22 protein-coding genes and 1 tRNA gene are annotated in these 22,282 nt (G+C 45.4%); 10 read left to right on the top strand and 13 right to left on the bottom strand.

The genetic code is table 11. From position 1 onward, the window contains the following. Position 1: 1 nt before the first annotated feature. The 5 genes from H6F73_RS03280 to H6F73_RS03260 form a co-directional block, all read right to left on the bottom strand. Complete coding sequence (locus H6F73_RS03280) at positions 2–739, bottom strand: COP23 domain-containing protein (RefSeq protein ID WP_347239463.1); 738 nt, start codon at positions 737–739, stop codon at positions 2–4. Between the two features lie 948 nt (positions 740–1,687). Then, entirely contained in the window at positions 1,688–2,020 is a 333-nt protein-coding gene (gene petJ / locus H6F73_RS03275; protein ID WP_190672049.1) for a cytochrome c6 PetJ, read from the bottom strand. A 174-nt stretch (positions 2,021–2,194) separates the two neighbouring features. After that, positions 2,195–2,698: a photosystem II cytochrome PsbV2 gene (gene psbV2, locus H6F73_RS03270; RefSeq protein WP_190757384.1), complete on the bottom strand. Its 504-nt coding sequence runs from the start codon at positions 2,696–2,698 to the stop codon at positions 2,195–2,197. Positions 2,699–2,843: 145 nt separating this feature from the next. Beyond that, the gene (gene psbV / locus H6F73_RS03265; RefSeq protein WP_190757493.1) at positions 2,844–3,335 is read right to left on the bottom strand and encodes a photosystem II cytochrome c-550; all 492 of its coding nucleotides are present in this window, start codon (positions 3,333–3,335) and stop codon (positions 2,844–2,846) included. A 198-nt stretch (positions 3,336–3,533) separates the two neighbouring features. Next, positions 3,534–3,731: a translation initiation factor IF-2 gene (locus H6F73_RS03260; RefSeq protein ID WP_190757383.1), complete on the bottom strand. Its 198-nt coding sequence runs from the start codon at positions 3,729–3,731 to the stop codon at positions 3,534–3,536. Between the two features lie 118 nt (positions 3,732–3,849). Here H6F73_RS03260 and H6F73_RS03255 point away from each other — a divergent pair, with 118 nt between their 5' ends. Further along, positions 3,850–3,996 (top strand): hypothetical protein, encoded by a 147-nt coding sequence (locus tag H6F73_RS03255; protein ID WP_190757382.1) that lies wholly within the window; start codon positions 3,850–3,852, stop codon positions 3,994–3,996. 31 nt (positions 3,997–4,027) lie between these two features. Here H6F73_RS03255 and accD read toward each other — a convergent pair whose 3' ends face one another. From accD to H6F73_RS03230, 5 genes are all read right to left on the bottom strand, one after another. Continuing rightward, complete coding sequence (accD, locus tag H6F73_RS03250; protein WP_190757381.1) at positions 4,028–4,969, bottom strand: acetyl-CoA carboxylase, carboxyltransferase subunit beta; 942 nt, start codon at positions 4,967–4,969, stop codon at positions 4,028–4,030. 384 nt (positions 4,970–5,353) lie between these two features. Next, positions 5,354–5,563 carry a hypothetical protein gene (locus H6F73_RS03245; protein ID WP_190672068.1) on the bottom strand — a complete coding sequence of 70 codons (210 nt, stop codon included), beginning with the start codon at positions 5,561–5,563 and terminating at the stop codon, positions 5,354–5,356. A 67-nt stretch (positions 5,564–5,630) separates the two neighbouring features. Then, entirely contained in the window at positions 5,631–6,452 is an 822-nt protein-coding gene (locus H6F73_RS03240; RefSeq protein ID WP_190757492.1) for a prepilin peptidase, read from the bottom strand. A gap of 75 nt (positions 6,453–6,527) precedes the next feature. Then, positions 6,528–6,788, bottom strand: coding sequence for a hypothetical protein (locus H6F73_RS03235; protein WP_190757380.1), 261 nt, complete (start codon positions 6,786–6,788; stop codon positions 6,528–6,530). A 143-nt stretch (positions 6,789–6,931) separates the two neighbouring features. Beyond that, the gene (locus tag H6F73_RS03230; protein ID WP_190757379.1) at positions 6,932–7,102 is read right to left on the bottom strand and encodes a hypothetical protein; all 171 of its coding nucleotides are present in this window, start codon (positions 7,100–7,102) and stop codon (positions 6,932–6,934) included. Positions 7,103–7,270: 168 nt separating this feature from the next. On the opposite strand from H6F73_RS03230, the gene H6F73_RS03225 reads away from it, so the two are divergent. Next, positions 7,271–10,045: a HEAT repeat domain-containing protein gene (locus H6F73_RS03225; protein ID WP_190757378.1), complete on the top strand. Its 2,775-nt coding sequence runs from the start codon at positions 7,271–7,273 to the stop codon at positions 10,043–10,045. A 143-nt stretch (positions 10,046–10,188) separates the two neighbouring features. Here H6F73_RS03225 and H6F73_RS03220 read toward each other — a convergent pair. Together H6F73_RS03220 and radC are read right to left on the bottom strand one after the other, a co-directional pair. Next, positions 10,189–10,260: transfer RNA gene (locus H6F73_RS03220), tRNA-Val, on the bottom strand. Between the two features lie 116 nt (positions 10,261–10,376). Then, positions 10,377–11,108, bottom strand: coding sequence for a DNA repair protein RadC (gene radC / locus H6F73_RS03215; protein ID WP_190672081.1), 732 nt, complete (start codon positions 11,106–11,108; stop codon positions 10,377–10,379). Between the two features lie 417 nt (positions 11,109–11,525). Between radC and H6F73_RS03210 the strand changes: the two genes are divergently transcribed. From H6F73_RS03210 to H6F73_RS03190, 5 genes are all read left to right on the top strand, one after another. Next, the gene (locus tag H6F73_RS03210) at positions 11,526–12,872 is read left to right on the top strand and encodes a DNA phosphorothioation system restriction enzyme (RefSeq protein WP_190757491.1); all 1,347 of its coding nucleotides are present in this window, start codon (positions 11,526–11,528) and stop codon (positions 12,870–12,872) included. A 264-nt stretch (positions 12,873–13,136) separates the two neighbouring features. Then, positions 13,137–13,310 carry a hypothetical protein gene (locus H6F73_RS03205; protein ID WP_190757377.1) on the top strand — a complete coding sequence of 58 codons (174 nt, stop codon included), beginning with the start codon at positions 13,137–13,139 and terminating at the stop codon, positions 13,308–13,310. Next, the gene (locus H6F73_RS03200) at positions 13,307–15,379 is read left to right on the top strand and encodes an AAA family ATPase (RefSeq protein WP_190757376.1); all 2,073 of its coding nucleotides are present in this window, start codon (positions 13,307–13,309) and stop codon (positions 15,377–15,379) included. The genes H6F73_RS03205 and H6F73_RS03200 overlap by 4 nt, the downstream gene beginning before the upstream one ends. A 102-nt stretch (positions 15,380–15,481) precedes the next feature. After that, positions 15,482–16,123, top strand: coding sequence for a Uma2 family endonuclease (locus H6F73_RS03195; protein WP_190757375.1), 642 nt, complete (start codon positions 15,482–15,484; stop codon positions 16,121–16,123). A gap of 27 nt (positions 16,124–16,150) precedes the next feature. Further along, complete coding sequence (locus H6F73_RS03190) at positions 16,151–16,621, top strand: DNA phosphorothioation-associated protein 4 (RefSeq protein WP_190757374.1); 471 nt, start codon at positions 16,151–16,153, stop codon at positions 16,619–16,621. Between the two features lie 128 nt (positions 16,622–16,749). On the opposite strand, the gene H6F73_RS03185 is transcribed toward H6F73_RS03190, so the two are convergent. Continuing rightward, entirely contained in the window at positions 16,750–18,354 is a 1,605-nt protein-coding gene (locus H6F73_RS03185) for a DGQHR domain-containing protein (RefSeq protein ID WP_190757373.1), read from the bottom strand. Between the two features lie 186 nt (positions 18,355–18,540). Here H6F73_RS03185 and H6F73_RS03180 point away from each other — a divergent pair, with 186 nt between their 5' ends. The 3 genes from H6F73_RS03180 (at position 18,541) to H6F73_RS03170 (ending at position 22,270) form a co-directional block, all read left to right on the top strand. After that, the gene (locus H6F73_RS03180; RefSeq protein WP_190757372.1) at positions 18,541–19,368 is read left to right on the top strand and encodes an Rpn family recombination-promoting nuclease/putative transposase; all 828 of its coding nucleotides are present in this window, start codon (positions 18,541–18,543) and stop codon (positions 19,366–19,368) included. Between the two features lie 74 nt (positions 19,369–19,442). Continuing rightward, entirely contained in the window at positions 19,443–20,498 is a 1,056-nt protein-coding gene (gene dndB / locus H6F73_RS03175; RefSeq protein ID WP_190757371.1) for a DNA sulfur modification protein DndB, read from the top strand. Between the two features lie 35 nt (positions 20,499–20,533). Continuing rightward, positions 20,534–22,270 (top strand): hypothetical protein, encoded by a 1,737-nt coding sequence (locus H6F73_RS03170; protein WP_190757370.1) that lies wholly within the window; start codon positions 20,534–20,536, stop codon positions 22,268–22,270. Positions 22,271–22,282: the final 12 nt, after the last annotated feature.

Genomic DNA, 22,282 nt, shown 5'->3' with positions numbered 1-22,282 from the left:
TTTAGCGGAAATTGTCCGGGTTCAGGCTGGGAGAGGGCCGGCTGGGCGTGCCAGAGCGTAATCTGGTGCCAGTGCCACCATCCTCACGATCAAGGAAAGGCCGCAAATTAATTCCGTCAGGTCTTAGCTGGGAATTGCTCCGTTCTCCTAGTTTAGAGGGGTCTACGCCTAAAACCTGTTCTAGTAGTTCGCCGGCCTCGCCACCATCTACGAAGGTGTTCACCGCATCAGTTTGCCCGCCACCGTCGGCAACTGTTAAGTTCTGGAATACGCGATCTCGCGTGATCTTGGGATCTTGGCCAGGAGGAACTGTCAGCACAATCCGACAGGCAGAATTATTCTGAGTCGTTACACAAATTGTGTTGTAGTTATTTTCAACCGCAGTCCGCAACTCCTGCAACCCATCAGGCCGGTAAGCCTCTAACCGGCGGCTAATTTCGTTGCATCGAGCTTCCGGTGTCCAGCCACCTCCCAAAGCAGTTGGGGTTGCCCAAGCGTAAGATTCACCATCTTGAGTCTGTGGGTGGTACATCACTGTGTATTCCCCATTAACTAACTCACAGGTAAACCGAGCGCCGTCAGCCGTTTGGCTACCAGCTTCCGGATTTGAAGGATCGCCGGCTTGTGGTTCTTCCGGAATTCGCACATTGGAGCGTGTAGACTGGGCGATAAATACGGGTGCAGTTGCGCTAAACGCAGCGCCGGCACCACCGGCAACCAGCAACATCCCTGCGCTCAACGATAAACTGATATTTCTAATAGCCGAGACCGAAAAACCATTACGGGATCTAAGCTGTGGGGACATAATAAAAAACCTCCAAGATTCGGGACATTAATCGCTACATCAAACCACTCGAAAAATCTGGAGATGCCCCTTTCTCTCACTTTAATAGCATTTACAGCACTGAGCCGGCATCGTTAAAAGCCTTAGAGCAACGGGGGAGCGGTACTCTTGAGAATAGTCCAATGCTGAGATTTCCGGCAGGAGCGATCTTTAAATGATGACGTAATTTTGGAAAAAAAGATTCTGCTGGCGCTGCCGGTGTCACCAACACCAGGCTACTCAGTGGTTCAGAGGTTCAGCCTGCCGGTTCTACATCTCGCAATGGAGAAACGTTAGTGACTTGACCGAAGAGGGCGTTTTCTTGGGACAAATCTAGCTGCTGTGCTACTGATTAAGGATCTAAAGTGTTGTTGGCTTTTTCAGAAACAAGCTATTGTTCTATTTTTTACTCTTCTTGAGCAATTGTTGTAAAAAAAAATTAGGAGCTGTTTCTGTATTTGCCGGCACCGTCTCTTAATTTATTTGCGGCTAAGATAATTCGGAAGCGTTTGTAGTCGTAAAACCTACAGCTTCTTGGTTTGGTAAAAAGGAATATGATTAAAAATTTTCTAAAGACGAGTCTTCTAGAAATGAATTCAACAAAGATAGGTTATAAAGGAATTTAAAATAGCGAGGTATGGGTTGCTGACAAAGTTAGTTGAGGGATTATCTGGGCTTGAAATTTATTCAAACTGATAAAATATCATTAATTAAATATTTTGTCAAGATAATTAAATTAAAATATCATTGAGCCGGCAAAACAAAGAGAGTGAAAAGTCAAAAGACAAAAGCCAGAAAACACTAACTCTTCCCCTTTAACCTTTCACCCTCAGCGTCACTGGTAACAGCGAAAGCGAGCGCGACTTACCAGCCTTTTTCTGTTTGTTCTAAAACGTAAGTGGCGACATCTTCAATTTGCTTCTCATTCAGACGTCCGCCAAAGGCCGGCATGGCATTTTTACCATTCTTCACCTGAGTGGTGATTGCTTCTAGAGAGTTCATGTTGTACTTCTCCAGAGCTTCCTTCTTCAGGGTTTTGTTGGCCATAACCACGTTACCGCCGCCCATGTGGCAAGCGGCACAGTTGGCGCTAAATACTTTGGCACCGCTGGCGGCGTCACCGGCAAGGGCGGGACGGCCTAGGAAAAAGGTTAGCGTTGCGAGGGCTAACACGACAACAGATAATAATCTTTTCAACGGAGTTCTCCTCTATTCAACAAATTTCGCACAAGCTTCATTTTATCTTGCTTGTTGACACCGAATGCGCTCTTAATTCGCCTAAGGGCAATCGCGGGGGATCAGAACAAGCACAGTGCTATTGAGTGCCGGCCTCATTTTCTCTTCTTAAGAGACGGTTTTGTGTTCTGCCGATTAGAGGCCAAACGTTTCCGTCCCCCATCCCGGAGCTTTTTGGGCAGCCCTGAGAACAAAAGCTGCTAAATTTTCCACCTGTTCCTGAGACATCCAACTTTCGGGCACCTCGCGACACCAAAAGGTTGGTTCGCTGCCATCATAAGTCATGGGCTGGCGAAAATAGGCAACCAAGGCGTTGATGTGGTCGCGCGGTGGCGTCGCTCCTTTAAGATCGCTCAAGGATAGAGACACTGTGGGATCGGGCAGAGTGACTCCCCCGACATGGCAGTTTAAGCAACTTTGCGTAAACAGACGTTTGCCGGCAGACAAATCTTCTGGAGAGAACAGACGCGTGTTGCCCTGATCATCCACCTCTAGCGGCACCGGCTCAGTTGCTTTTAGATACCGGCTCACGTAGGCATCGACACCGGCAGCCTGAGCCGGCAAGCAGCTCACCATCAATATAAGACTCGCAGCTAAAACCGTTAACAGCGTGCGAACTGAAAACCATCGGCGCAGCATGGGGGTGAACCTCTTTTCATGTTGGATGAGCAGAGCCAGGATGAGGGGCATGATTAAGGGAAAAGGGATAAGGGAGAAGGGAAAACACGTTTCCCACTTCACACTTCACACTTTCCCCAGTCGTCAATTGCTGACAGATCAAGTGTCAGCGGATAGCTTTACCGCCGCCCCATTGTTCGCCCACAATCTTCGGCTGTATGAGAATATGACCCGCGATTTCAAACAAGTCATTGTCTGTGAGATTTCTCATCTCTGGGAAGATGTCAGCGCTTTCGATGCTGGGGTGGTATTCAGAAATGTCCTGAAACCCATCGTAGGTGGTGGGCTTTTTGATGTAGTCTACCAGCGCTTCAATGTTATCGCGCGGCGGTGTAGCGCCGGCTAGGGCATTTGGCCCCAGTCCCACGTTGGGATCTGTCTTCGTAGCGCCTCCTATGTGACATTGAGCGCAAGTATCGTTAAACAGGCGTTTGCCCTTCTCTACTTGTTTGACGCTCAGCACAACCGTTTCACCGTTGTCGTTCAGGGGGATGGTGCGAGTTGCTTTGTCCAATTCGACAGCACCGGCTTCACTAACAAATATTTGAAACGTGAAGAATACAGTGGCCACAACAAGCCAGATGTACCTTTTCAGCATGGTTTTCCTCAAAAAATTCGGCGAGAGTTTTGGATGCTCAACACAGCTATGATTCAAAATTCGCTCAACCGCTGTTATGGAAACGCCTTGCATCTGCTCACGTCTCCAGAACAGTTTTGAAAGCCGGCCCATCGTTGCAGCAGGGACAAGGATTTTACCGGAGAAACTCAGCGGTAGAACGTCCCAGCAAGGCATCGCTCAGGCTTCCCCATCAGAACCGGCATCTTGGCGTTGAGCCATGATGTTAGCCATAATTGCCTTGGCATCCTCCAAAGCAAGACGGGTCTGAGGGTTTTTATAAGCAATACCCAACTGGTCGCACAGACTACAAACGTCCTCGACAGGTAGGTTGTAATCCTCTGCAATTTCTGCAATTGACAGGTCTGCAAACCCCATAACAATGATGGTTGGCTAAAAGGTTAAGTAAGATTGAGCCACGTTAATATCAATATCATGCCACCGAGCGGCACCTTTCTTAAAACAACCTGTATCAGAAGTTACGAGAGGGTGGGGAATGGGGCATGGGGGATTGGGCATGGGGGATTGGGCATGGGGCATGGGGGATTGGGCATTGGGCATGGGGCATTGGGCATTGGGCATTGGGCATGGGGCATTGGGCATCGGGCATTGGGCATTTTGTCCCCACTCTTTTAGCCCCTAGTCCCTAGTCCCATGCCCCTAGTTCCTAGATCCTATTCACTTCTGACTCTTCGGGCACCGTCATACTCAAGCAGATGGGTGTGTGGAAGTGGTACGAGGTGGGATGCGGGTGGCAGGGGAGTTGAATGCAGGCGAAGTAGCTGGGCGAGGGTGTTTTTCAACTGGGTGCGGGGCACAATTGCGTCAACAAAACCGTGCTGCAAGAGATCCTCGGCACTTTGAAAATTTTCGGGCAGCTTTTCACGCAGGGTTTGCTCGATCACTCGGCGACCGGCAAATCCGATGGTGGCTTTGGGTTCTGCTAGGATCATGTCTCCCAACATGGCAAAGCTTGCGGTGACGCCGCCGGTGGTGGGGTCAGTTAAAACCGGGATGTAAAGCAGTCGCGCTTGCCGGTGTTGCTCTAAAGCGCCGGAGATTTTGGCCATTTGCATCAGGCTTAACATCCCCTCCTGCATTCTGGCACCACCGGAGGAGCAGACAATCACCACCGGCAAGCGTTCTCGCGTGGCGCATTCTATTAAACGGGTGAGTTTTTCCCCCACTACTGAACCCATACTGCCGCCCATAAACCGAAAGTCCATGACGCCCAGTGCGACTGGAAGGCCATCGAGTTGACCGATGCCGGTTTGCACGCCATCTTTCAGGCGGGTTTTTTCTTGGTACTCTCGCAAACGATCCGCGTAGGATTTGCGGTCGAAAAACTTCAGGGGATCAGTCGGGGAAAGTCCCTCGTCTAAAGGCATCCAACTGTTGGCATCAATGAGCTGCCGGATGCGTTCATCACTAAATACTCGTGTGTGATGGCCACACTCTAAACAGACTTTTTGGTTGGCCCGTAAGTCTTTGGTGTAGGTAAGTACGCCACACGCTTCACATTTGTTCCACAGCCCGTCGGCTATTTCACGTTCGTGCCGGTCGTTACTAATAGGGCCGGCTTTTCGTCGATTTGCAAACCAATCAAATAGAGACATGAAAACGCCTAATTCCTCACTAAATCCTTATACCTTTTTGGTTTTTATGCGTGATCGCTCGTTCCACCTATCGTTCCCCTTAAAAAAGCTGAAATAAGGCTTTTCCCTTTTTAAGGCGATCAGGTCGGATCTTTTACTGACCAAAGAGAAAATGGGATTCGCACTGCCACTATCCATTCAGCCTTTAGACTTTCTATCCTATAGCTGTTAGGGGCATCTGGTTAAAAGGATTGTTTTTAACGGCTTATGGGGGTTTTGGGCGCTACTGTCTTGTGCTATGCCGCTAGAGATAGGGCAGTGTGACGCCCCGAAGGAAGCGACAATACACAACGTTTAGCTAACTCAACCGGCACTCCACCCGCACAGAAAGCGCCGGCAAGGATATTACTCTTCTGTCTCAATTGGACTCAGCAGGAGTAGCGCTGTCCATTGATCTTGTGAGCGAACTTGCAAGGCGGCAGGACTTCCCATTCCTAGATAAGATACCGCCCCCAAATCAATAATGCGGCTGGGAATTTGATGCGCGGCGAGGACTTGCTGCATTAATTCAGCTTCCCATCGGTGAAGTGTGGTTTTTAGGGTAATCCAAGACACAACGGCATCCTGAAAAGAGGAACTGGGGAAATGCGGGCAAGTTGGATAAAAGATTGCGTTTTGAAACTTAGGTAATTGGGAAAAACAGCCGCAGGTAGGTACTCAAAATCGCTTCGCCCCAAAGTGCTGTGACACCGGCACCAATGGCGAGGAATGGGCCAAATGGCATGGGTTTATTCCGTTCTAGCCAACCTAGAGCAATTGCGCCGCCACCGGCAAAGGCACCGACGGTACAGGCGAGGAAGCCGGCGATGAGCAAATACTTCCAGCCCAACCAAGCGCCCATCATGGCGGCTAGTTTAGCATCACCGGCACCCATTGCTTCTTTGTTGAAAATTCGGGAACCGACTAAGCGGATAATGTCTAAGAGCCAGACTCCCACGACTGCGCCGATGATGCCCGCCATGAGTTGTTTGATCGTATCCGTTGGGGAGTTCGCCGGCAGAAAACCGGCAATTGCTTGAAAGGCTAAGCCGGCAACGACTCCCGACTGGGTGAGGGGGTTGGGTAGCGTCATTGTGTCGAGATCGATGAGTGACAGCGCTAGCAACCAGCTAAAAAAAGCCCAGTAACCCACGGTTTGCCAAGAGGCGTCAAATGTCCAGAAAACGAGTAAAAATAAGATGCCGGTGGCGGCTTCTACGATCGGATAGCGCGGGGAAATTGGGCTGCGGCAATGGCTACAGCGCCCTCGCAGCCGCAACCAACCGAAAACCGGCACGTTTTCCGAGGCTTTGAGCCGGTTCAGGCAGTGGGGACAGCGAGAAGGTGGCCAAAGCAGTGATAAGCCTGCCGGCAGCCGGTAAACGACGACATTTAAGAAGCTGCCAATCGAAGATCCCAACAGGAAGACAATCAGACCCGATGCAACCGCAACGAATGTATCAATAAACACACAAATTTTAAATGTAAATGATCAAAATGCGACGGTAAGATTTTTTGTCAAGACCTAGCTTAAGCGCTCCTAATAGATTTCTGATTCCATTTGCTCAAAAGGCACAAAACATTCATCGGGCAGCAGGATCGGCTTGCCGGCGAAAATGAGCTGTCCCCGATAAGTAAATCGATCAAGTGCGACTCCGAGGGGACGCTGGCTGTATTCGGGATGAACTTCCAGGTAAGCGCGATAGATTTTTCTCGCTGCTTTAAGTATGGAAGGATCGAGCAACTTGGGAACATCCAAAGTCGCTAATGGAGGTTGTGACCATTGCTGTGAAGCGTACACTACCCCTACCTCTAATTTTTTAGTTTGTACTTAAACCATATATATGAAAATATAGCAAGACTTTACCAAAGTTTTGAGGGGTGATACCCACCGCCGGTTGCGAGATCAAGTAACAGTAGTTTTACCCATCAACCAGATTTTTCTTACTTTCGCAGAGGTTTCACCTCAATCGGTTTGCGAGTGGGAAGGAGTTGGAGGCGCTTGGGTGGGTTGTGGGATTGAGGCGCAGAGGTTGCGGGAAATCTCGCCTCTGCAGGGAGTTGGGATGAAGTGCGATCCGATTCGGTGGATAGAGTGGCAGTTTTAGCCAACATAGGGGTGTGATCGCCAGATGTGATCGCAAATATTTTATGCTCGCGGATTTGTATTTGAAGCTTTTGAAAAATTCTTGAACAAGAATCGCAGGGGTTACGTTTTTAGGTCATGTGCTAAGATTGGCACATTTTCTTATCAGAATTTATCGCTTTGCGTATTCTAAATCTATGGCCAAGCCGTCTAAACAGGGTTTATTAGCTTTGCTGAAATTAGCCCTCTTGGGTGTTTCTTTTCCCTTAGTGATAACAAGCTTTTCCCTGGTAAACGCCGGCACTAAGCTGGATAATAGTCTGGACTACGCTCAAGCAACGACCAAGTCTACGCCTCAACCGAGTCAAAGCGCTACACCGGCATTAGTTAAACCCGCTACACCTAAACCAAGTGCTTCTGCTGAGTTAAAAGAGAAAAGTCAACCGGCTGAAGAGAAAGTAGAGGAGAAATCGGAAGAATCTGATGAGGAGAAAGAGCCGGCACCGTCGTTAATTTTAACTTTGTCAGTGCTTGCGGTTGTCACAGGTTTCTACTTGGGAGTTCTTCGGTTTCGTCCCCTGTGGCTGCTTTGGCTGCCGGCAGAATTAAACCTACCTAAAACACCCATAACCCCAGAGGTTAAACTACCTGTTGGGATTTTACGGCGTTTTAAGTATCGCCCCAGGGTATTAGATGCTTGGGTTGAGAAACATCTTGAGACTTTTCAGAGAAAGTTTTTGGAGAATGAAACGGTTGAGGAGCGAAAGGATTACGTTTCTCTGCCAGTGTTATTAAATGGTAAGGAAATTGATGAAATAACTGCCGAAACCTTAAGTGAAACTTTTAAAAAAGACAAGCGAGTGCGAGTGCTGATTAGGGGCGAGGGAGGTTCGGGGAAAACAACGATTGCCTGTCAAATCGCTCAATGGGCAATGGAAAATCAGGATAAGTCAAAACGCTTAGCCGAACATTTGATGTTACCTGTTTTAATAGAGGAAGAACTTGACGCAAACACTGAGGAAGGCATCAAGCCTTTAATGGAAGCAGTTGTGGCAGAAATCCAGGAATTAATCGACAGTGAACAAAAGATTGTGGATGAATTCTTGGTTGAACAACTTCTTCTACAGCGACGGGTTCTATTGATTGTGGATCATTATTCGGAGATGAGTGAAAAGACTCAAAAGAGAATTGATCCTAACCGCAGAGATTTTCCAGCAAATGCTTTAATCGTTACTTCAAGAATTGAGGAAACATTCAATAGAATTGACATCAACATTAAGACTCTCCCCATTATTGAGGAGAAAAAATTAGAGGAGTTTATCAGTAAATACTTGAATAAATGCAAAGAGTTAAATTTATTTGAGGCGGAGCCGCAGGAATTTCTTTCGCAAGAATGCGCCCAACTAACAAGCATTGTAGGTAACAAGAAAACGATTACCGTTTTGTTAGCAAAGCTTTATGCCCAGCAGATAATTAATACCAAGCAGGATTCCTTCGCATCTGGGCGTTCTCTGGACAACATCCCTGACTTGATACTGGCGCACTTAGAAAAGCTTAATCAGCAAGGCGAAAGATATACTAAAAATGAATATCCTACCGTTAAACAGGATGCCAAGATAATTGCTTGGAAATGCCTGGAGCAAAGCTATAGACCCTCTCCTGTGGATCGCGAAGCAGTGGTTAAAGCCTTGGGGAGCAATAATGCAGCATCATGCCTTGAGTATTTTGAGAAGCATCTCCGTCTGCTCAAGTCAATTGGATACGCTGAAGAGAGAAAAGACAGAGACAAAATCCGCTTCGCCCTTGATCCGCTGGCTGAGTATCTGGCTGCACTATATCTGATACAAGACGACTGCAAAGACGATGGGGAAAAGTGGCGCACATTCCTAGCAGAAATAGAGAAAAAATCAGGTAATCTAGAAGAAATTAAAGGCTTTTTGCTGGCAGTAAGGGATTGTTGTTTGGCTAAAGGTTCAGAAGTCAGAGTACCCAGTTTCGTAGCAGACGAACTTGGTAAATTGGCAGGATTAGATTTAGAAGCTTTGGAACAAGAAAGACAGCAGCAACGGATTCAACGTCTTCTCCGCAACTTGTTTGATCCAGGGGCAACCGTAAAAGATCGGCAGGACGATCTTAAAAAAATCGGAGAAAGTGGTTCAGTCGCTAAATTTGCCGCTCCTGCTCTTGTCCAATTTCTAACAGATGAAGATTTAGACGTGCGCTCCTCAGCCAAACAGACGTTGCTTGATTTAGGCAATGCTTCAGAATCTGTGCTGCAAGGGCTATTAGCGCTACTTCAAGATGACGATTGGCACGTGCGTTCCGCAGCCGCAGAGGCGTTGAGCAAGTTAGGCAATGCTTCAGAACTTGTGGTGCAAGGGCTATTGGCGCTACTTCAAGATGACCGTTCATACGTGCGTTTGGTAGCGGCACAGGCGTTGAGCAAGTTAGGCAATGCTTCAGAACCTGTGCTGCAAGGGCTATTGGCGCTACTTCAAGATGACCATTCATACGTGCGTTCCGTAGCCGCACAGGCGTTGGTCAAGTTAGGCAATGCTTCAGAAGCTTTGGTGCAATCGCTATTGGCGCTGCTTCAAGATGACAAGTCATACGTGCGTCTCGCAGCGGCAGAGGTGTTGGGCGAGTTAGACAATGCTTCAGAACCTGTGCTGCAAGGGCTATTGGCGCTACTTCAAGATGACTGTTCATACGTGCGTTTGGTAGCGGCACAGGCGTTGGTCAAGTTAGGCAATACTTCAGAAGCTTTGGTGCAATCGCTATTGGCACTACTTCAAGATGACGACTGGAAAGTGCATTTGGTAGCGGCAGAGGCGTTGGGCGAGTTAGGCAATGCTTCACAACCCGTGGTGCAAGGGCTATTGGCGCTACTTCAAGATGACAATTCATACGTGCGTAGGGCTGCCGCAGAGGCGTTGGCAAAATTGGGTTATCCTTCTGAGCCTGTTAGTTAAGCACTTTACAATTGAGTTGCCTCTGTAGAACCTACTTCTTCTAAAGCTGCGATCACACAAATCTTTAGGGGCATTAATTTACTAAGAGACGACATCAATGTATCATCGACAACATTTAATGTGTCCCTATAAAACTTTTTAAATGGGCGATACAGGATTTGAACCTGTGACCCCTTCCGTGTGAAGGAAGTGCGCTACCACTGTGCTAATCGCCCGTGAAAAATTAATATAACACAGACAGCATGAATCAATCAACTATTTGAATAAATTTTGTGCTGTAAATTTTTCCTACGGGTAAAGGGAAACTCCCCGAATGCCGGCTTTATTCTACTCAATCTGCCTGGGGACACTCATCCCACAAACTTGTCGTTTGGCGCAAGCTTTTGTGGTTGCCATTACCCAAGATTAAATGATCCAGCAGGGGAATGCTGAGAAGTTGCGCCCCAGCCAGCAGTTGGCGGGTGAGAGTGATGTCTTCGGGACTGGGATCGACGCTGCCGGTGGGGTGGTTATGGGCGATAATCGCACGGGTGGCACCTTGGCGGATGACTTCCCGGAAAATGTCGCGGGGATGGGCGAGAGTTTCCGTTGCTGTGCCAATCGTAATCACTTTAGTGCCTAGCAAGCGATTTTTCACATCTAACAGCAGTACCGCAAATTTCTCCTGATTTTGCCACATGAGTTCGTGACTGAGGGCGGCGGCGGCGGCGGCGGGACTGTCAATTTCGGTGCGATCTGAGGGGCGAGATTGAAAGGCGCGTTTGCCGAGTTCGACGGCGGCTAAAATGGTGGTTGCTTTTGCCGGCCCGATTCCATGAATTTGCGTTAATTCTTGGACGCTGATATCTCTTAATACTTCCAGAGGATCGCGCTGGTGTTCGCTTAATTTTTGCAAGATGTATTGCCCAAGTCCGACGGCAGAGAGTTTTCCCGCCCCTTGGCCGGTTCCTAATAAAATGGCAATCAGTTCGGCTGTGGCTAGATTTTTAGGGCCATGAGACATTAATCGCTCACGAGGCCGTTCGCTTAGGGGGATATCTGCAATTCTTAGGCTGTAGGTCATTGATGCACCGGCATCCTCTGAGGATCATCTTTCATTAAATCGCTAAAGCTGTCTGTCCCCAACCGAGAAAATGCTGAGTTGGCAGGTTTAACAAGATAAGTGACGCGAGGATTAGAAAGTCTGTGTTGTTCTCGATGCCTCTATTGAGAGGCAACACCTTCTAAAATTAATTCAACAGTTTAAATGGTAGGGGCATCGCTTGTGAAGTTACCTTCTAAGAATATTTATAAAGTTCAGAAGCAAGCTGAGGCTGAAGTCGTTTCTGAAAATGCCAGTTACTCTCAAAATTTATATGAAATTGGGGTGCCGGCGCAGGATGATAACAATTCTATCAATAAGCTTTTAGCACTGGCGGAAGCAAAGGGCAGTTATTATATCAATCCTGCTGATGGTGATGTGCCGGCAGGATGTCCGAGAATGCCGGCTTTTATTGAATTGCGACAATATCAAAAGCAAGCGGTTGCGAATTGGTTGGCAAACCAAGGGCGAGGAACTTTAAAAATGGCAACCGGCAGCGGTAAGACAATTACGGCGCTGGCAATTGTCACAGAATTATATCGAAAAATCGGTTTGCAAGTGTTATTGGTGGTTTGTCCTTACCGGCATTTGGTTACACAGTGGGCATCTGAATGTGAAAAGTTTGGATTACAGCCGATTTTAGCATTTGAAAGTGTGCGTAATTGGCAGAGTCAACTTTCAACTCAACTTTATAATGTTCGTGCCGGCAGTCAACCATTTCTCACGGTGATTACAACCAATGCTACGTTGATGGGCGACGGCTTGCAATCGCAATTAAAATATCTGCCGGTTAAAACCCTCATTGTCGGAGATGAAGCGCATAATTTAGGTGCGCCAAAGTTAGAGGAAAGCTTGCCTCGCAACATTGGGTTACGGTTAGCACTGTCTGCCACACCCGAACGATATTTTGATGAATTGGGGACGGATGCAGTGTTTGATTATTTCGGGCCGGTTTTGCAACCTGAACTAACCTTAGCAGATGCAATTCGTCAAGGTGCATTAGTTCGTTATCTTTACCATCCCATTCTCGTTGATTTAACCGAGTCAGAAAGCCGGACGTATTCCCGGTTAACCACAAGAATTGGTTGGGCATTAAGTGAAGAGACAAATTTTGAGGCGAATGAAACAGTGACGGCGTTGCTGATGCAGCGAGCACGGTTAATTGGGGCGGCGGCAAATAAGTTAAAAGCGTTGCGGGAGTTAATGGAAAAACGCCGGGATACAACCCATACCTTATTTTATTGTGGCGATGGTTCTGTTGAGGGGGCGCTGAGTCAGAGAAGTAGCCGGCAATTGGCAGAAGTAGTGCGAATTTTAGGGGGAGAATTGGGCTATCGGATCAATACTTATACCGCAGAAACGCCTTTAGCAGAACGGGAGAATTTGCGCCGGCAGTTTGAATCGGGAGAATTGCAAGGATTGGTGGCAATTCGCTGTTTGGATGAAGGAGTAGATATTCCAGCAATTCAAACGGCTGTTATTTTGGCAAGTAGTAATAATCCCCGCCAATTTATTCAGCGTCGCGGGCGGGTTTTGCGTCCCCATCCTGGGAAAGAACGGGCAACTTTATTTGACATGATTGTGATGCCTCCAGATTTGGGGCGAGACACGTTGGAGGTGGAACGCAATTTGTTAAGAAAAGAGTTAGGCCGGTTTTTAGAGTTTGCAGATTTAGCAGATAATGCGGGAGAAGCAAGAGTGAAATTACTGAGTCTTCAAAACCGATATGGGTTGTTAGATATTTGAGGGAATCAGGTTGCCGTGAGGAATAAAGCTGTTGCTGCGAAGTTGAAGAAAAAGGGGGGTGCCGGCGGTAAAAATTTGTAAATACTTGTAGAATAGTTAGCTATTTTAATGGTACTATAATCATAATGGGATAGTAGCAAAAATTTTAAATTAGCATGGATTTCTATTATGAAGTAAGCTTTTTATTTGATTTCATTTTATTCTAGCACACAACTCTGCTCAAAAATCACTCAAGTTAAAATCATTTTTTCTCAAGTTGGAACAATGAATCAAGATTCAAGTATAGAAGATATTCAAGAGCCAATTCTAAACGCACCGCCGGAAATTCGCCAAATTATTGAGCGGGTATTGGCAGCGGAAAAAGACAAACTTTATATGAAAAATCCCCGCAATATTAACGACGATATTTTAAGGATTATTAAGGAATCAATTCGATGAAGCTGATTTCAATCACGCTGTGTAACTTTCGCCAGTTTTATGGAAAAACGCCAGAAATTTTGCTGGAGTGCAGGGATCAGCGAAATACTACGATCATTCACGGAAATAATGGTGCCGGGAAAACGACGCTGATGAATGCCTTTACCTGGACGCTTTATGAAAAATTCAGTGCAGCATTTGCGGCGGAAACTCAACTGGTCAATAAACGCGCCATTACAGAAGCTGAAGTCGGAAAAGCTGTTGTGTGTTCTGTAGAAGTTATTTTTGAACATGATAGCAAACGCTACCAAGCCAAGCGTATTTGTCGTGCCTACCGCAATGAAACCGGCAACGTTGAGCAGGGCGAGAGTAAGTTACAAATGCTAGTTGCTGGAAATGAAGGCCGGTGGATGCTACCGCCGCAGCCGGCAGATGATATTATTAATCGAATTTTACCTATAAGCTTACATCAATACTTCTTTTTTGATGGTGAAAGAATTGAGCAAATTGTTCGATCTGATAAAAAAGAAGAAATTGCGGAAGCAACGAAAGAATTGCTAGGGATTGAGGTATTAAATCGGGCGATTCGGCATTTGGGAGAAGCGAGAAAATCCTTAGAAACTGATTTAAGAGGAATTGGCGATCCTCAAACACAAAATTTGTTACGCACCAAGCAAAGGTTAGAAAAAGAAGTTGAGCGTTTGCAAAACCGGCAAGCAGAAATTGAGGGAGAGGTTCAAAACCAAGGGGAGTTAAAAACAACCCTAAGCAGCCGACTGCTAGAATTAGGCGGTGCTGAGGATTTACAGCGCCTGCGGACTGAATTAGAAACTCAAAAAGAGTCGCTACAGCAACAACTGAAGCAAGCGACTGAAGGACTCAAAAAAGCCATTTCAACGCGAGGCTTTACGGTTTTGTTGCCAGATATAACGGCTGAATATCATGCCATTGTTGAAGGGCTGCGGGAACGAGGCGAGTTACCCACCGGCATCAAGCGTCCATTTGTAGAAGAGTTACTGCACCGGGAACAATGTATCTGCGGTGCAGAGTTGAAAGACGGCACCCACGCACATCATTTGGTGCAAGCTTGGATGGATAAAGCGGGAGTTGCGGATGTGGAAGAAACGGCAATTCGCTTGAGTGAACAGGTGAGCGAAATTGACAAACAAGTACCTGATTTTTGGGAGGAAGTGGATCGGCAGCAAGCAAATGTTGAGCGATATCGCACCGAAATTTCTCGCATTGAAACGCAGTTGGATGATACGAAGAAAAAATTGCGAGACTTTCCAGATGAAGATGTGAGTCAGTTGCAAAAGCGTTTAGATGAAATTGATAAAAAAATCAGCGAACTCAATAAAGAGACAGGTTCTAATGAGCAACAGCTTAATAGCCTGAAATTGGAAATTAAAGAATTAGCTAAGCAAATTGAAAAACAGCAAATGAATGAAAGCCGGCAATTACTCGCACAGCGACGCATTGCAGCAACTCAAGATGCGATGGATCGTTTAACAGAGGTGAAAACTCGCCTCGAACAACAGTTTCGGTTGCAGCTAGAAAAACGGGTGCGAGAAATTTTTTCCTCGATTTCGTTTACTCCCTATATTCCAAAGCTGACAGAGAAATATGCCCTGAAATTAGTGGAGAATACAGCAGGAGAAGAGGCAGATGTCGCCGCTTCGACGGGAGAAAATCAAATTCTCAGTTTATCGTTTATTGGAGGAATTATTGATCGGGTGCGGGAATGGAGTAAAAAAAATACTCTAATGGGGCCAGATAGCAGCACATTTCCTATCGTCATGGATTCTCCCTTTGGAAGTTTAGATGAAATTTCGCGCCGGCGTGTGGCAAGTTCAATTCCAAAATTAGCCAATCAGTTAATTGTTTTGGTAACAAAAACTCAGTGGCGGGGTGAAGTTGCTGAGGAAATGGCAAATTGTATTGGTAACGAATATGTTCTTTCTTACAATTCTCCCAAACCCGATTGTGAGGAAGATGCAATTGAGTTAAATGGGGTGCGTTATCCACTGGTGCGACAAAGTCCAAATGAGTTTGAATATACGGAAATTCTTGAAGTAGAACGCAAGTTTTAAAAGCTTTTTGTAAGACAAGTTTTTCACTGCTGATAGAAGGTTGCCGACAAGATGCCGGCGCTACAATATAATTAAAAACAAATGATGCAGGAGGGAATCTCAATGGTTGCTCCAACGCTGCGGGATTTTGTAACAGATGCCTGGGTAAAGGCAAGCTGGGAAGAATTTTTAGCCATTGCTGACGATCCAAAATATGAAACTAGCCGGTTTTATTATCATCGCGGATACATGAGGATTGAAATGTCACCAGTAGGCTTTCGGCATGGACGCAAGAATTCAATTATTTCTAAGGTAGTGAGTCTTTTTGCTACCCTTAAGAATATCCGAATTGTTGAGGCAACGAATAGCAGTTTTAGAAAAGTAGGGGTAGATGAATTTCAACCGGATTTGGCTTTCTACATCGGTTTAGATTTGAAAGTGCCGGCAGATACAGATTCACCTGTTGATTTAAATGAATATGATTCACCTACCTTAGTCGTAGAAATTGCTTCAACCTCTCTCAATGACGATTTGGGAGAAAAACGGTTACTTTATGAACGGTTAAACGTGCGAGAGTATTGGGTTGTTGATGTAAAAGCCGGCAATGTCATTGCTTTGGAAATTGCCGATGCACGCAGCGGTCAAATTCAGGAGTCGCGGGTTCTCCCAGGATTAGAAATCGCAGTCGTTGAGGAAGCTTTAGAACGCAGTCAGACTCAGGATGATGGAGAAATCAATCGCTGGTTGATTCAGAAATTCAGTTAAACAAATAATCAGGTAAAAAATAATCAGATGGGTGCGAATCGAATTAGAATTGCCAAGGATAAGGCGGATTTAGTCAAAGCATTGGTAGATGCCAAAGAAACAACCGGCCCTTTTCAAACTTATGCCGATGTCGTCGTATTTGCGGCAGCATTAGGGGCAAAGCGGAAAAAACGAGTGCCGCTAGAGGAAATTTCCACAAAAGAGCCGGCACCCATTGCCCTAGAAATATTTGATTCCAGAGGCTATGATCGCACCATCAAGTTACTGGCAGTAACCGAGACAAAAGATCCAAAAATTCTTTCCCTTTTTGATGAAAAAGCTGAAGAGAAACGCACCCATATTTTTGAGGAATATGCGAATGGGGGGTTAGAAATCTTGCGAGAAGAACTTCGGGGAGCAGTAGACTATTCAGAAAGAATCTTATTAATGTTAATCTCTGACCGGCAGAAACAAGAGCAGCCAACAGAAGAATTTGATCTCAGCCGGTTTCTCAGTTAAAAAATTAGCTGCCTAACTGGCAAATATTAAGAATTTTTAACCACAAATAAACACAGATAGCTTGATTTTATCCGTGTTCATCTGCGTTCATCTGCGTGCATCTGCGGTTAAAAATAAAAACCATGCTTCTAACTCAATACAGGTGGAAGTCCCACCTTTTTCAAATCAACAAACTTACCCTCAAAACTCATCGCTTGATTCGCCCCCACTCTCCTCGCTTCCGCTAACTCCAAGCGAAGTTCTGCGCGTTCCATATCATCTTTAATTCCCCCCATCATATACACAATTAACCTCGCCGCTAAATCACGACCGGCAACGACGATTCGCTTCTTATTCGGGTCATACAAAACCCCATACCACGGAGATTGGGGAAACTCCATCCCACTGAATCCGCCGTCTATATCATACCGCTGGAGTTTTTTAAAGATTTCATCTAGAGAAAAACCCTTTTTAAAAACCAGAATTCCTAAAGCTTGAGCCACCGCAATTTGACCGACGGGACGGAATAAAATATTTCCTTCTCCTCCATCTTTTTCAAAACTAAATCGGCGTAATTGTGGCGTTTCTGCACCATCTTCGAGTCTTTGATAGCTGACTAAACTCGATAACGAATCGAAAAGCATTTTAAACTCTTTCAGTCCCTCCTCAAGTTCCTCATCCTCTGGACGCATGGGAATTAAACCTTTTTTATCCACCGGCTTCCAGTGAGGGAATTTATGGCCCAAGTAGCGCTCAGACATATCTTTCATTGCCTGAAGCGTTGTTAAAACAGTAGATTTGGTAGCAACCGTGGCGCTATCCCAATTCACGCGAGGATTGCGACCTTTCTTTTCTTTAAATAGCGGATGTGTGACAGCAACTTTTCGAGCAATAATGGAAAATCCATCATCTTCGTTTAATAATGCAAGCTGACCCTGACTTAAATTCACAGCCATTAAATTGACGTGAACAAAGATTGATCGCACTCGCCGCCGTGCTTCCTCACGGGTTTCCCCCGCGATAACTGCGGGAATAAATTCGATCCCGATTTTTTCCTTCGCTAACCGCTGTAAATCTGCCGGCTCAACTTGATATTGCTGGGAAAGATCGTCTATTGTAATCGCATTCCCCACCGGCTTTTTTGTTTTGTTATAAGGTTGCAATCTGCCGGTTTTGAGTAATATCATTAAACCTTGCACACCCATGAGCCGGTGTTGTCCGTCTAATGCGAAAATTGCCACAGTTTCAGAAACATCTAAAAGTCCAATCGTACTGTCTTTATCTAAGGGTGTGAAAATTGCAGCCGGCTTGAGTGCGCGTCCATTTTTATCCCATTCAGGAGCTTTTGGATCGTCCACCCAGGAAGGACTTTGCACCACCAAAACCGCCGGAAATTTGTGCGCCTTTCGTCCCGCGAGATACTGAGTCAAAGATGCCTGACGCGACCAGTCAAGGGGACGTTGCAAAATTTCATCAACAGTCTGCTCATCCCTAATCACATTGTCTGTTTTTGCGTCGAACTTCTTCTGAAATAGCGGCAGTTGCGAGGCGAAGCGAACCCGACTGTCGAGCCATTCCAGCGTTACAGACCCAATAAACGCCTCTGTGCTCCCCATCTGGGTTTTCTGAACCAAAAGCTGGTCACTTCGGGAGAGGTGCCGGTCTAGCAGCAGTGCGAGTGCCTCTCGTTCTTGGTTTTGCTGTTCTAAAATCCGGCTGGCAATGTCTGACGGTGGGTTGCTGGCGCTGCTCATGAAAGCGTTTGATGAAACTCAAGGTTGCTTTTTTAAAACTAGCTGCTAGTATAATTAATGTCAATCTGTGTTTTTAAAAACTTGCTAATCAGAATCGGGTGCAATTCTCGTACAGCCTAAAGCCTTTTATGTCAACCCATTTATAGCCATTTGTACAAAATTTTTACATTGTACAACGATAAACTTATGAAAACCGATCCAATTTTCTATCGATTATTTAAAGAATTGCCGAGCAGTTTTTTTGAACTGATAGGTCGCCCAACTGATGAAGCCAACATCTATCGTTTTGAATCATTTGAGCTGAAGCAAACAGCGTTTCGGATTGATGGTTTATTTCTGCCAATTGAGGAAAATTCCTCGCAGCCGCTTTATTTCTTAGAAGTTCAATTTCGCAGAGATCCAAAGATTTATGCGAATCTGTTTGCTGAAGTGTTTATCTACTTAAACAAAAATGAGCCAGCTCAAGATTGGAGAGCTGTTGTTATTTATGAAACGAGGAATCAGGAACCCACCCAACTGAAACCTTATCAAGAGTTATTAAATTCACCGAAAGTGACGCGGGTATATTTGGATGAACTGCCTAAGGAGACTTTCAACTCGCTCGGCACCGGCATCATTCAGTTAGTCGTCTGTGAGGAAAATACGGCCCCAGACATGGCGAGACAATTGTTGGAGCGAACTCAGCAAGAGGTAGAGGATGAACAAACTCGGATAGATGTTCTAAACTTAATAGAAACAGTCGTTTTTTACAAATTTCCGAATAAAAGTAGGGAGGAGTTAGCAGCTATGTTTGGAATCGATGATTTAAAACAAGTTCGAGTGATTCAAGAAGTATTAGCTGAAGGACGGACTGAAGGGCGCGTTGAAGGTAGGATTGAGGCCAAGATAGAGGTTGTGATTGCCATGCTACAGCGGGGTTTTAGCATAGAAGAAGTTGCCGAAATCGTCAATTTAGAAGTTGAGCGAGTGCGACAGGTTGCTCAACAATTAGCCAGGGGAAATGATGAAAGTTAAGTTGAGCTTAAAAGATTTGCCGGCTCGCAATTGACGGCAGATGAATTAATCTATCAAAATCCACAATTGATGTTATGCCGGCACCTTCTTTTGAATACATTTTGCCTGTAATTCGAGGAATCCAGTCAGGGCGCGAATACTACGTTTCCATGTGTCCCGTGCGACTCATTCCCAAACTATTTGCGGTTGAAGATGAAGAAATTCCCCCAGAAATGCGGGCACAGCGCACGCTGAATAGCAGCCGTGTAGCGGAAATTGGCAAATATATTCTTAACAATCCCAAGAACTATACGTTCTCGGCAATTACGGCTTCAATTGACGCGGATATCACCTTTGAACCGATAGGATCAGAGGCAGAAGCGCGGAAAATGGGGCGATTGAGAGTGCCAATGGATGCGAAATTTACAATTAATGATGGAAATCACCGGCGCGCGGCATTTGAATTAGCTTTGAAAGAAAATCCTGAACTTGGATATGAAACAGTCGCAGTGGTGTTTTTTCTAGATATTGGGTTAAAGCGTTCTCAACAGATATTTAGCGATCTCAACCGCTATGCAGTTCCTGCCGATCCTTCGTTAAATATTCTTTATGATCAGCGCGATCAAAATGCTGAATTGGTGAGAGAAGTGATTAAGCAAGTCAAGGTTTTGCGAACCCTGACGGATACTGAACACAGTACACTGCCGGCCCGATCGGGTAAGCTATTTACGCTCACGAGCATTTATAATGCTACTCTTGCCCTGCTGGCGAATGATCTGGACACTGAGTTGCGCCGGCAAATTGAACTGGCTGCCAGTTACTGGAATGCTGTCAGCAGTTATCTCCCAGATTGGGAGTTGGTTTTGCAGCGCAAGATCAATGCCGGTGAGGTGCGGCGGGATTATATCCACACTCATCCGACTGCTTTGGTGGCGTTGGGAGATGCCGGCAGTGTTTTGATGTCACTTTTCCCGGATAATTGGGAGAAACATTTGGCAGGACTAGCACAAATAGATTGGTCACGTTCCAATCCTGATTGGGAAGGGCGAATTTTATCTAAAGGTGGGGTTTCTCACTCTCGTGCTAGTGTTCGTTGGATGAGTGCTTATATTAAGGCGCGTTTGGGGATGCCTGTTACACTAGCAGAGTAAGGCAAAAAAGTTCGTATTTCAGGAGGAAGCAAAAAATGAGTCAAGTACAACAGCACGAGTTTAAGTACAAAGCAGTTCGTATTCGACAAACTGGTTCTGGTGACTGGCTAGTGCTTTTTGCTGCTTCTGCAATAGAGATTGATATGTGGGCAGGAGTACCCCAAAAAAAGAAAATTGGAACTCAAGAAACTACAGGTTTCCAGCGAGAAGAGAATAGGAAACGTATTAAGGAAATTACTGATTTTTATCGAAACGAAAAGAATATAATCCAAAATCCTTTGCTTTGTGCATTGCGCCAACCCGATCAGGCAAATGTGAAATTTGAATTGAGTGAAGATGAAAATAGTTCTAGTGATGCTATTCAACATGGATTTTTAACCCTAATTACTGAATCGCTAGAAGAACTCAGTTTACTAGAACTCCTAAAAAGGGTAAAAACAAATTTAGAGCGCCGGGTTCCCGGACTTGCTGAAAACCAAGTTCCCGATAGCTTCATTAGGGAACTAAAGCAACGTGCGGAAATTAAAGATAGTGTTCAGGAAAATCTAAGCGAATCATCTGAGGAGCAGGAAATCGCTGACAATGACAATTCAGGCAGCGACGAGGATATGGAAGTAGTAGTTAGTGATGAATCTCATATTGAAGATTTTTGGAAAGAGGTTGCAGCTTATATTTCTGTTTTAGAGGAAATAAATGACACCTTTAAGGGAGATAAGTTTCTTGACTATTCTAAAAATGCACTAATTTCCTTTCTGCGTCCAATAGTGGTTGTTGATGGACAACACAGATTGCGTGCAGCTATTTCATCAGCTAAAGAATTGGTGAGAGAAGATCGTTACAAAGATTACATAGAGGAAGCCATCCTGCATGAGGGAATTGATCCAGGAGAAGCTCAACGAAAGATTGAAACTGAAGCGGCTCGCAAGCTTCCAATTTCACTGCTCATGAATACTGATCCAGCCGAGCAAGTTTTTCAGTTTGTTGTTGTAAATCAGAAAGCAACTCCTATCAAACCTGCACTTCTTGGAACCATTGTATCCACTAGCCTTTCTAATGAAGAACTAGAGAGAGTGGCAGATCGACTTGAAAATGCTGGTATTAAGCTAGAAGAATCACGAGCTGTGACATTTCTTGCAAGATATCCAGCCAGTCCTTTCTACAATTTAGTTGAAAGAGGAATGACCTCTGATACTAAAGACCGTCTTAAGTGGAATGTTCTTGCATCCATAGTTACAATCTTCCGTGATTTGAAAGGAGGTAAACTTTTTCATGAAACTGTTGATTATGCCGATAAGTGGAAACGTGATTATTTGTCGGAATCAAAACTTGTATGGGATACTGAAGAATCTAAAGATGCTTTTGAATATTGGCACAAGCTTGATGGCCCTTGGCGAGATGTGTTTATTTCATTTTGGAGTAAAGTTCGCGACAACCTAGCAGATAAGGATAACGATCAAGCATGGCATTACTGGGGTAATCCTAAAAAATCAAATATTTTTAATAAAACATCTCTAACAATTCTTGCAGCAGATTTCTTTCAATATCTCTGTGGACGTGGTAAAGGAATAGATAGTATACAGGAAGTTTCTTTACTTGTTGATGACTGGCTGAAAGGTGTGAATAAAGATTACTTCTATCGAGATTGGAATCTGCACGGAGTAAAAAAAGATATGCCCGGTATTCGTAAAAGATGGTCAACAGAGTGGGTACAGTATAGAAAAGATCCGCAGAAACTCCCTAAAGAAAGCCAGTATCGGATTCCCCTAAACTAAGTAGCTTGTTAT

The sequence above is a fragment of the Microcoleus sp. FACHB-68 genome, assembly GCF_014695715.1.
Taxonomy (GTDB): domain Bacteria; phylum Cyanobacteriota; class Cyanobacteriia; order Cyanobacteriales; family Oscillatoriaceae; genus FACHB-68.
This window is presented reverse-complemented; position numbering and strand designations above follow the sequence as displayed.